11 protein-coding genes and 1 pseudogene are annotated in these 10615 nt (G+C 63.2%); 6 read left to right on the top strand and 6 right to left on the bottom strand.

Annotation, left to right across the window (positions count from 1 at the left end):
- From VF629_RS03105 to VF629_RS03090, 4 genes are all read right to left on the bottom strand, one after another.
- Positions 1 to 274: LytR/AlgR family response regulator transcription factor (locus VF629_RS03105; protein ID WP_331056989.1), on the bottom strand; the 274-nt coding region annotated here is incomplete at its 3' end.
- Positions 271 to 1119 (bottom strand): sensor histidine kinase, encoded by an 849-nt coding sequence (locus VF629_RS03100; protein ID WP_331056988.1) that lies wholly within the window; start codon positions 1117 to 1119, stop codon positions 271 to 273. The genes VF629_RS03105 and VF629_RS03100, both read right to left, overlap by 4 nt.
- A gap of 27 nt (positions 1120 to 1146) precedes the next feature.
- Positions 1147 to 1392, bottom strand: a complete 246-nt coding sequence (locus VF629_RS03095) for a hypothetical protein (protein ID WP_331056987.1) — start codon at positions 1390 to 1392, stop codon at positions 1147 to 1149.
- On the bottom strand, positions 1389 to 1865 hold the full coding sequence (locus tag VF629_RS03090; RefSeq protein WP_331056986.1) for a hypothetical protein: 477 nt from the start codon (positions 1863 to 1865) through the stop codon (positions 1389 to 1391). Before VF629_RS03090 ends, VF629_RS03095 begins: the two co-directional genes overlap by 4 nt.
- On the opposite strand from VF629_RS03090, the gene VF629_RS03085 reads away from it, so the two are divergent.
- The 3 genes from VF629_RS03085 to VF629_RS03075 all read left to right on the top strand — a co-directional run bounded on the left by VF629_RS03085 (position 1864) and on the right by VF629_RS03075 (position 3464).
- The gene (locus VF629_RS03085) at positions 1864 to 2007 is read left to right on the top strand and encodes a hypothetical protein (protein ID WP_331056985.1); all 144 of its coding nucleotides are present in this window, start codon (positions 1864 to 1866) and stop codon (positions 2005 to 2007) included. The two genes, VF629_RS03090 and VF629_RS03085, sit on opposite strands and share 2 nt — an antisense overlap.
- A gap of 216 nt (positions 2008 to 2223) precedes the next feature.
- On the top strand, positions 2224 to 2934 hold the full coding sequence (locus tag VF629_RS03080; protein WP_331056984.1) for an alpha/beta fold hydrolase: 711 nt from the start codon (positions 2224 to 2226) through the stop codon (positions 2932 to 2934).
- A 194-nt stretch (positions 2935 to 3128) separates the two neighbouring features.
- A complete protein-coding gene (locus VF629_RS03075) occupies positions 3129 to 3464 on the top strand; it encodes a YdhR family protein (RefSeq protein WP_331056983.1) in 336 nt (111 codons plus the stop codon).
- A 96-nt stretch (positions 3465 to 3560) separates the two neighbouring features.
- Here VF629_RS03075 and VF629_RS03070 read toward each other — a convergent pair whose 3' ends face one another.
- Entirely contained in the window at positions 3561 to 5984 is a 2424-nt protein-coding gene (locus tag VF629_RS03070) for a M1 family metallopeptidase (protein ID WP_331056982.1), read from the bottom strand.
- Positions 5985 to 6077: 93 nt separating this feature from the next.
- Here VF629_RS03070 and VF629_RS03065 point away from each other — a divergent pair, with 93 nt between their 5' ends.
- Together VF629_RS03065 and VF629_RS03060 are read left to right on the top strand one after the other, a co-directional pair.
- On the top strand, positions 6078 to 6689 hold the full coding sequence (locus tag VF629_RS03065) for a DUF1684 domain-containing protein (RefSeq protein ID WP_331056981.1): 612 nt from the start codon (positions 6078 to 6080) through the stop codon (positions 6687 to 6689).
- 73 nt (positions 6690 to 6762) lie between these two features.
- A complete protein-coding gene (locus tag VF629_RS03060; protein WP_331056980.1) occupies positions 6763 to 7053 on the top strand; it encodes a hypothetical protein in 291 nt (96 codons plus the stop codon).
- A 185-nt stretch (positions 7054 to 7238) separates the two neighbouring features.
- Here VF629_RS03060 and VF629_RS03055 read toward each other — a convergent pair.
- Positions 7239 to 7607, bottom strand: a pseudogene (locus tag VF629_RS03055) (molybdopterin-dependent oxidoreductase); the annotation flags it as partial.
- Between the two features lie 523 nt (positions 7608 to 8130).
- On the opposite strand from VF629_RS03055, the gene pheT reads away from it, so the two are divergent.
- Entirely contained in the window at positions 8131 to 10566 is a 2436-nt protein-coding gene (gene pheT, locus VF629_RS03050; protein ID WP_331056979.1) for a phenylalanine--tRNA ligase subunit beta, read from the top strand.
- Positions 10567 to 10615 lie beyond the last annotated feature (49 nt).

The raw sequence follows: 10615 nt of genomic DNA, 5'->3' as shown, positions 1-10615 counted from the left end.
GCTCGAAGCCCTCGTAGGCGTACTCGCGGTAGGCGGTGGTGAAGATGACCTGCGGCGGGTGGCGCAGGCTGCGCAGGAGGTCGGTGCCCAGCACCTTGGGCATCTTGATGTCGAGATACAGCTGGTCGATGGGCCGTTCTTGCAGCACGTGAAAAGCCTGCACGGCGTTGCCGCAGCAGGCCACCAGCTCCAGGTGGGCCACTTCCCGGATGTGGGCGGCGAGCACCTCCAGGGCCGGCGGTTCGTCGTCGACAAGCAAGCACTGCAATTTCATACGCGGGAACGCAACGGTGAAGCAGCTGGCGCCCGGGAAAAGTCGGGCACTGCGTGGGGCTGGGCGGCCAGCTGGAGCTGCAAGGTGACGATTTCGGCGTCGGGCTCACGCACGATTTTCAAGTCGTGCTGCCCAGGATAGAGGCGGGCCAGGCGCTGCCGAACCGCGTACAACCCCTGTCCTTCGTCCTCGGCACCTGTGCTTTCCGGCTGACCATTAATCACCTTGAATATAACGCTATTTGGCGTTGCCACCAAATCGACGCTTAGCCACGGGCATTCCAGCAACGCATCGGGGCCGTGCCGAAAGGCATTTTCCAGGAAGGGCAGCAGCAGCAGCGGGGCAATGGCGTGGGCCTCCACGGCGCCGCTGAAGTTGAGCGACACGTCCAGCTGGGGGCCGAAACGCAGTTTTTCCAGGGCCACGTAGTGCCGCAGCATGTCCACCTCCTCCGCCAGCGGCCCCAACTCCTGGGCACCGTCGTAGAGCAGGTAGCGCAGCAACGCCGCCAGGTGCAGCACGGCCGCCGGCGAGTCGGGCGACTGCCGGGCCGTGAGCGCGCGCAGGGTGCCCAGGGACTGAAGGAGAAAGGAGGGCTGCAGCTGGGCCCGCAGCAGCTGCAGCTCGGTGTGCAGCTGCTGCTGCCGGAGCTGCTGGCTGCGCTGCTGCTGCTGCCCGTACCACCCGTTGAGCACTTTGATGGCCGCGGCGCTGCCGGCCACAATCAGCAGGATGAAGAAGTTGAGGCTGAGCCGGTCCACCACGCTGCCCCAGGGAAAGGCCCCCACCACGGGCTTGCCGGCCAAGGAAGGCGCCAGCCAGAACTGGGCCCAGGCTTGTACCACGTTGGCCAGCAGGATGCTGGCTAGCAGTCAAGCCCCCAGCAGCCCCAGAAACAGGGGCAGTTGCCGGCGCTCCAGCAGCCGGGGCAGCAGCCCGTACAGCAGCGGGTAGGTGGCCAAGGCGGCCGTGGGCAGCTGAAAAAAGAGGTATTGCCGCCAATACACCGGCTGCCCGGTAATCAGGTGGTCGGGCACCTGGATGAGCAGAAAAAAGCCCCACAGCCCCAGCCAAAACAGCACGTGCCGCACCACGCGGGAAGAAAGCGCCCTTTTCATGGGGCCAAGCTGCGAAGTGAAGCCGGCACCGGGCCCAACGCCGGGGCCAACTCAGGCAGTTGCAGCGCCAACCGGACGGTGAAGGTGTGCTCGCGGGCTTCGGTGACGAACTCGTGCCGCTGTGGATAGAGCAGTTCCAGGCGCTTGCGCACGTTGCGCAGGCCAATGCCGACGGCACCGGTGCTGGCCGCGGAGGTGGCGTTTTTGGTGTTGGTGATGAGGCAGGTGAAGCGGCCGGCGTGCACGGCCAGCACAATGCGAATGGACGCCTGGCCCACCTGCTCGGCCGACCCGTGCTTGAAGGCGTTTTCGACCAGCAGCAGCAGCAGCGGCGCAATGCACGCCGTGGCGGGCACGTCGTCGGCCTGAAATTCCAGGCGCAGGCGCGAGCCGTAGCGCAGCTGCTCCAGGGCCAGGTAGTTGCGCAGCAGCGCCACTTCTTCGGGCAGCCACACTTCAAATTCAAAACCCATGAAAACCGCCCTCCTTCTTTTCCCGCTAAGCGTGTGGCTATTCAACTGCGGCCCGGAAACCGGCGCCGACCAAGCCCAATTCCTCCTCACCGACGGCATTTTGCCTGGCCAGGGTACGGCCGCGGTCACGGGCGCCTACTGAAGCCCGGCCCACTTGGCACAGTCAGGAATGCAGCCAGGCCCAACGGGTCGGCCCTGAAAACATCCGTTTTTATCACTGGTCACCTGCTCTTGCTCAACGCGTTGGTTTGATACCACTTCCTCAAATGAGCATGAAAGAAACCCTGTTGCTGCTGTTGCTTCCCCTGGTATGGGGAATGACGCTGCGGGCCGAAGCCACCCCAAAACCTTCGTCCTCGTGCATCCCGCCTGGCACGGGGAGTGGTGCTGGCAAAAAGTGATGCCCTTGCTCGAAGCCAAGGGCCACAAAGTGGTGGTGTTTGATTTACCCGGCCACGGCCAAGACCCACGCCGGCCCGAGCAGGTGAGCTTCCAGGACTACGTGCAGAAAGTGGTGCAGATGGTCGACGCCCAGTCGAAACCGGCGGTGCTGCTGGGGCATTCCAGGGGCGGCGTCGTCATCTCGCAGGCCGCCGAACAGCTGTGCCCGCAAAAAGTAGCCAAGCTGGTGTACCCGGACGCCTTCCTGCCCCAGGACGGGGAACCCCTGCTGGACGTGGCCAAAAAGAGCTTCGTCGTCCCGCCGGCCGGGGTAAAGCCGGCCCCGTCCCTGGCGTTTAACGTGCCCCCCGATGGCAAAACCTGCAGCCTGCCCCCCGACATGGTGCAGAACCTGCTCTACTCGGATTGCTCTAAGGTAGACATGGCCGCTGCTCAAGCGCTGTTGTGCCCCGAGCCCATGACCACCTTCGTCACCCCCGTGCGGCTGACTTCCGCCCGCTTCGGCGCCATCCCCAAAGACTACATCCTGTGCACGCAGGCCAAAGATTTCGACAAGTGGAAGGTGCCCGCCAACAGGCCCTGCCAGAAGGTGTACACGCTGCCTAGCGGCCACATGCCGTTCTATTCCATGCCCAAACGGCTGGTGGCCATCCTCCACGAATTGTAAGCGCCCCGCGGGCAGGTGGCTGCGCGAGCCGTGGCGGCCTAAGTAGCATGACACGGAGAAATAATGAGACGAAAGGCGGTATATAAAATAAAGTTTTATATATTGATAAGTACACTGGTAATGCGGAGGTTACTCGCATCCAAAGCAGTAGCAGGCCCCAAACACATACATTTTCTCACTTTGCCCCAAACGCCATGCCTCAAAAAATGCTTGTCACCAACTACCACTACAGCTGCAGCACGGAGGAGCTAGAAGCTACGCTGGCCGGGCTGGCCCCGGAGTTTGCCCAGGTACCCGGTTGCCTGTGGAAAATCACCATTGTCGATGCCGAGCAGCACGAGGCGGGTGGCATCTACCTGTTCCGGGACGAGGCCTCGCTGGACGCTTTCAAAGCCAGCCCGCTGGTGGGGCAGGTCCTGTCGCATCCGGCCCTGAGCAACTTCGATTTGAAAACCCGCGACATTCTCCGCGAAATCAGCGAGGCCACGCGGGCTCCGCTGGGCGAAACGGTGATGGCGCACTCTGCCTGAAGCCGCGTGCTGCCGGCCAGTGGGCGTGAAAAGGGACGGTTGGCCTGCAAGGACACCTCTACTTTGCCGCCTCAATTGCCGCGACTGCCTGCGCTACTAGCGTGGCGGCCTGGGCGGCGTTGGGCCGGGTAGCCTGGCGCTGCTGCACTTGCTGCAACAAACTGATTTCCGCTTGGTGTCGATGTAGCGCTTGTATTCCACGGTCAGGTCTTTGATGCGGGTAATGCCCTGGGTTAGCGCGGTCGGGTCGTCGAGGCGCCCAAGCATCTCGCCGATACCGGGCACCATCTGAAAACGGCCGCCGGGGCCCGCCGCGTCGTATTTGGTCAGCACAAACGGCCACTGAGCTATGCCGCCGGCTTGACCATACACCTGCACCATGGCCACGGTGAGCGGGCCTTTGTTATCGTCCTCAAAAGCCTTGGCGCGGGCAAAAGCCTGGGCCGGACTCAAGGGCAGCAGGGCCTGCAACGCCGCGCCTTGCACCCGATACGACGTGTTGCTCATCGCCTTCTGGAACAGCGGCGCATATTGCTTGTCCTGCAGTGCGCACAAGGCACTGAGGGCGGCTACTTGCACCTGCACCGATGTGTCGGCGGCCGCCAGCTTGGCTAGCATTGGCGCGGCCGTTTTGCGCAAGCCGGCATTTTTCAGGTCGAGCACTTCAACCGCCATTTCGCGCAGTGCAGGCGACTTGTCGGCGAGGCCGGCCAGCAGGAGTTTCTGGGCCTGCGGGTCGGGCAGCTTGGTTTGGGCGGCGCGCAAGGCCTCGCGGCGGTCGAGGTAGCGGGCGGCGTAGCGGTACTGGTAAGCAAATTCCGCCAATGATTTGTGGTCTTCTTTCTGCCATAGCAGCACCTTGTCGGCGTCCACGTTCACGAGGTCGGGCTTGGTAGCGGCCGGGAAATAGAGCGTGTCGACGGCGTGGCGCAGCGTGGCGGGGTAGCGTTGGGCGCGGCCCTTGCTGTACACGGCCACCGTGAGGGGCAGCACAAACGGCTGCCCGGCCTGGGTTTGGCGTACCACCACGGCCTGCCGTTTCCGGGCCGCGTCCCAGGCGTAGGCTATGGTCACGACGGGGTGCCCGGCGCGGTAGTACCACTGGTCGAAAAACCAGTTCAGGTCCTTGCCCGAGGCGTCTTCCAGGGCCAGCCGCAGCTGGTGCGCCTCGCCGGTGCCGAAGGCGTTTTGCGTGAGGTAGCGCTTCAGGCCCTGAAAAAATACGTCGTCGCCCAGGTAGGTGCGCAGCATGCGCAGGATGCTGCCGCCCTTCTGGTAGCTCACGTTGTCCAGCACGTCCTCCTGGTCGTCGTACTGAAAGCGCACCAGGGTTTTCTGGAAGTCGCTGGGGTTGCGCAAGTAGGCGCGCATGCTGATGTCGGCCTGTTGGGCCGCGGCGTCGGCGCCGTACTCGTGCTCGGCCCACAGCACCTCGCTGTAGTTGGCGAAGGACTCGTTCACGGTCAGGTTGCTCCAGCTCTCGCAGGTCACGTAGTCGCCAAACCAGTGGTGGAACAGCTCGTGGGCAATTTCGCGCTCCACGCCAGCGTATTGCCAGTCGCGCAGCTCCCGCGCCGAGCCCTGGGCTTGTTCGCCAAACAGCGCGGCCGTGGTGTTTTCCATGGCCCCGGCCACAAAGTCGCGGCACACCACCTGGCTGTACTTGTTCCACGGGAAGTCGACGCCCAGGCGCTGCGAGAAAAACTCCATCATGCGGGGCGTTTTGCCAAACACAGCCTTGGCCTGGGCCGCGTACTTGGGCTCGAGGTAGTAGCTCACTTCCTTGCCGCGCCAGGTGTCTTTGGTGATGCGGAAGTCGCCCACTGCCATCATGAACAGGTAGGGCGCGTGGGGCAGGTCCATCTTCCAGGTGTCGGTGCGCAGGCCGGGGCCGGCGGGCTGCTGGCTCACCAGCGCGCCGTTGCTCAGCGTGACGTACTTGCTGGGCACGGTCATGCTGATTTCCTGGGTGGTTTTCTGGTTGGGCTGGTCGATGGTTGGGAACCAGGCGGAGTTGGCGTCTGTCTCGCCCTGCGTCCAGATTTGCACCGGCTTGCCGGCCACGGCGCTGTCGGGGTTGATGAAGTACAGGCCCTTGGCGTCGCGAATGGCCGCCGTGCCCGTGCCCAGGGCGCCCAGCTCGTCAGGCTTCGCCGTGTATTCCAGGTACAAGGTGTAGGCCTCGCCCGCGGGCACCGTGCGGCCCAGCCGAATGAGCAGCTGCCGCTGGTTGTAGTCGTATTTCAGCGGCTGGGGCTGGTCGCCCTGCATCAGGGCCACCGCCTTGATGTCCATGCCTTTCGCGTCGAGGCGCACGGTGTCGGTGGCCGCGCCGCGGGGCTTCAGGGTCACCCACTCCTTGCCGTAGAGGTAGCGCTTGGCGTAGTCGAACCGCACGTCGAGCTTGGTGTGCACGAGGTCGTTGGTTCTGGGGGCGCTGGCCCGGTAGATGGCCCGGGGCTGGGCCGAAGCGGTGGCTATGCCCGCCAGGCAAAGCAAGAGTAAAAAGTAATTTCGCATGCGGCGAACAAGGTAGCAACGGGGTGTGGTTGTTGTTCAGATGGTGCTGCCCTGTCGCGGGTTGCCTGCACCTTTGCCAAAAAAACCACTCGCATGATTAAAAAGCTCGCCATTGTGGCCGCGGTGCTCGGCATCGTTTACTATTCCCTGAGCGGCACCAGGCTCGACATCAGCACCTACGCCGCGCAGCTAAACAAGGCCCGCCGGGAGAAAAACCTTTCCTTCCGGCAAGACGAAAGCTCTCCGATTCCGCCCGCGCAGAAGGCCGCGTTCGACAGCCTGCGCTACTATCCGGCGGATTTAGCCTACGTCGTCAACGCCAGCATTGGCCGCAACGAGAACCCGGATACCACCTCGCTGCAAATGAGCGACAACCGCACCGAGAAGTACCTGCGCTGGGGCCGCGCCCAGTTCACCATCGACGAAAAGCCCCTGCAATTGGAGCTGTACCTGAAAGCCGACGGCAAAGACTCCACCCTGTTCGTCCCCTTCACCGACCTGACCAACGGCCACGACACCTACGGCGGCGGCCGCTACCTCGACGCCCCTATCCCCAAGCTCAACGTGGCCGAGCTGAAGCTGGATTTTAATGCCGCCTACAACCCTTTCTGCGCTTACAACAACGACTACAGCTGCCCCGTACCGCCGGCCGAAAACCGCTTGCAAGTAGCCATTCCGGCCGGCGAAAAGTCGTTTCACGAGTAAAACCTGCTTTTTCCAGCAGCCTTTGGCGCGCTTCCGCTGTCGTGTGGGCACTACCCACCGCCAGCCCTGCGCCATGAAGACCCTCGCCGACATTCGCACCCTCGCCGCCACCGCCCGCCGACAGCCTGTGCCTTCGGTACCCGAGCCGGCAGAACGGCTGCGCCAACGCTTTACGGAACTGCGCGACTTAGCCAACCGCCGCGTGGTGGCCGCTGCTGAAGCGGGGCAATACGCCGTGGACGTAGAAGTAAATAACGAAGGCGAGTACAGCTACCTGGAGCGGCTCTACGGCCAACAGGGCTACCGCACGGCGCCGGCAGGCGGCGGCTATTCAAGCCGTGTCATCACCCTGAAGTGGAATTAAGCAGGCCGCTGGCATTTTCTGACCTATTTATAACGGTCATGCTGAGCGCAGCCGAAGCATCTCTACTGCACAGCTTGCACTCGGTGTGCTGTAGCGCGTATTTTTAGTCCGCGATTACGGGTAGCATCCACTCGCGGACTAAAAGTCCGCGCTACGGTGCACACAAATGAATGGTTAATGCCAACTCAGCTGCCCGTTGGCCCGAACCGCTCCGTGCGAATGGCGGCATCGGGCAGGCCCTGCGCTTGCAGCAGCGTGGTCGCGCTTTCCACCAATCCGGTGGGGCCGCACACGTAGCACTGCGGCGGGCCGGGCAAGTGCGCCACCGCCTCGGCCAGCATGGCTGCGTCTAGCCGGCGCCGGTAGCCGGCCATGGCAAACTGCGCCTCCGGCTTGAGCTGCACGTGTTCCAGCAGCGTGTCGAGGCTCACGCCGCGCCATCTGGTGTCGAATTTCGACCATTTCGTGACGCAGTGGATGTCGGGGTTGAACAACTGCATTGGGAGGGCGTTGAACTCGTTCCAACTCCATTTCACGGGTGCTTCAACCAGCCCTTCGAGCCGAAACTCCTAGTTCACCAACGGAATGCGCGGCGTGGGACCAGCCGTAAGCACCGGGAAATCCTGCGTTTGGTACTGGCCGGGCGGCAGCTAGTGGCCGTCCTCGGTGGGCCGCTTGGCACGGAAGCCTTGGCTGATGATGGGCATGATGCAGAAGGATTAATGAACAGGACGAAACACAGACCGTCATGCCGAGCGCAGCCGAGGCATCTCGCGTGGGACAATAATTAAATCTATTGTCATCCTGAGCTTGCGAAGGACCTTCTCACGACTGAACGACGAATCCTATACTTGAGAAGGTCCTTCGCAAGCTCAGGATGACAGAATCAGGATGACAGAAGGGGCACGCGAGATGCTGCGCTGCGCGCTGCATTACGGTTTAACACCCAAGAATGCGCAAACCGACCCCTAGCAAATATATGCTTTCACCCTCCCAATTCAGTCTTTTCAGCCCGCCGTACCTTTGCCCCCATTGTCCGGAACCTGACAACGGACAACTAGCAACCGACAACTAGCAATGCGTATTTCTCTCGACTGGCTTAAAACCCTCATTCCGACCGACAAACCCGCTGCCGAAATTGGCGCCCTGCTCACCGGCTCGGGCCTGGAAGTGGAGAGCATGGAGGAGCTGGAAAGCATTCCCGGCGGCCTGCGCGGCGTGGTGCTGGGCACGGTGCTCACCTGCGAGCGCCACCCCGACGCCGACAAGCTCAGCCTGACCACCGTGGACGTGGGCGACGACACCCCGCGCCAGATTGTGTGCGGTGCCCCCAACGTGGCCGCCGGCCAGCGCGTGGTGGTGGCCCTGGAAGGCGCCACCCTCTACCCTGCCCAAGGCGAGCCGTTCAAAATCAAGAAAAGCAAAATCCGCGGCGCGGCCTCGGAAGGCATGATTTGCGCCGAGGATGAAATTGGCCTGGGCCATTCGCACGCCGGCATCATGGTGCTGGAAACCGAGCTGCCCAACGGCACGCCCGCCGCCGAGTACTTCGGCCTTGGCTCGGACACGGTGTACGAAATTGGCCTCACCCCCAACCGGGCCGATGCCGCCTCGCACTACGGTGTGGCCCGCGAGCTGCGCGCCCTGCTGCGCCAGCCCTGCCACCTGCCGGACGTGAGCCGCTTCGCAGCGCCCGAAACGGCAGTGGCCAACATCGGCGTGACCATTGAAGACGCCGAAGCCAGCCCGCGCTATGCCGGTCTGCTGCTGGAGAATGTGAACGTGGGCCCTTCGCCTGAGTGGCTGCAGCGCCGCCTGCGCAGCATCGGCCTGAGCCCCATCAACAACGTGGTGGACGTGACCAACTTCGTGCTACACGAGTTGGGCCAGCCCCTGCACGCCTTCGACGCCGACCAAATCACGGGCAACCAGATTCGGGTGAAGCGCGCCGAAGCCGGCGAGAAGTTCGTGACCCTGGACGGCGTGGAGCGCACCTTGAAAGCCGAAGACCTCGTGATTGCCGACGTCAACGGCGCCCCCATGGCGCTGGCCGGCGTGTTCGGTGGCAAGACCTCGGGCGTGAGCGAAGCCACCACCCGCGTGTTTCTGGAGAGCGCCTACTTCGGCCCCGCCGCCGTGCGCCGCTCCTCGCAAACGCACCAGTTGAAGACCGATGCCTCGTTCCGCTTCGAGCGCGGCACCGACCCGAACATGGTGCCCGTGGCGCTGAAGCGCGCCGCCTTGCTGCTGCAAGAAGTGGCCGGTGCCACCGTGGCTGCCCCCGTGGTGGACGAGTACCCGGCGCCGGTGCAGCCCGCCACGGTGCGCCTGCGCCTGCACCGCGTGGAGCGGCTGGTGGGCCAGTACATCGCGCCCGAAAGCATCCGGCAAATTCTGACGGATTTGGACATTGAAATAACGGAGAGCAACGCTGATGCCGGCGACCAGGACACCTGGCTGCTGACCGTGCCGCCCCACAAAGTGGACGTGACCCGCGAGGCCGACGTAATCGAGGAAATCTTACGCATCTACGGCTACAACAACGTGGCGCTGCGGCCCAACAACTCGGCCTCGTTCCTGGCCAAGTTCCCGAACCCCGACCCAGAAGTGACGCGGGTAAAAATCGCCTCACTACTGAGTGGGCAGGGCTATTCGGAAATTCTAACCAACTCGCTCACCAACTCGCAGTACTTCGACAAAGAGGGCGAAACGGACGCCGCGCTGGTTCGCATTCTGAACTACAACAGCATCGACCTGAACGCCCTGCGGCCCACGCTGCTGCACTCGGGCCTGGAGATTATTCGGCACAACATCAACCGCCGCCAGCGCGACTTGAAGCTGTACGAATTCGGCAAGGTGTACTCGCAGAACGAAAACGGCAAGTACCAGGAAAAGAACAAGCTGGTGATTTACCTGACTGGCAACGCCACCAGCGAAACCTGGCAGCACAAGTCGGAGAAAGCGGCCTACCATGACCTGGCCAACGCCGTGCAGCAGGTGCTGGCGGCGCTGGGCTTTGGCGGGGCGGCCTCGCAGCCGGTGCAGCACCCCTACCTGGCCGGCGGTCTCACGCTGCTGGTGCACAACCAGCCGGTGGCGCAGCTCGGCGCCGTGTCGGCCTCGGTGCTGAAGCGGCTCGACGTGGCCCAGCCGGTGTGGTACGCCGAGCTGGATTGGGACGCCTTGAGCAAGAAGTATAAGCCCACGCTGGTGGCCCGCGAACTGCCCAAGTTCCCGGAGGTGCGCCGCGACCTGAGCCTGGTAGTGGACTCGTCGGTGACGTTCGACCAGCTGCGGCAGATTGCGCAGCGCACCGAGAAGAAGCTGCTGCAAAGCATCAACGTGTTCGACGTGTACGCCGGCGAGAACCTGGGCGCGGGCAAGAAGTCGTACTCGGTGAGCTTCACTCTGCAGGATTTCAGCCAGACGCTCAGCGAACAGGCCATTGACCAGGTGATGCAGAAGTTGATTCAGCAGTTTGAGAAGCAAGCCGGCGCGCTGATTCGGAAGTAATTTCCTGGCGACGATTTCCGCAGAAGGGGGCGCAGAAGCCGCAGAACGT

This window comes from Hymenobacter sp. (assembly GCF_036388155.1).
Taxonomy (GTDB): domain Bacteria; phylum Bacteroidota; class Bacteroidia; order Cytophagales; family Hymenobacteraceae; genus Hymenobacter.
This window is presented reverse-complemented; position numbering and strand designations above follow the sequence as displayed.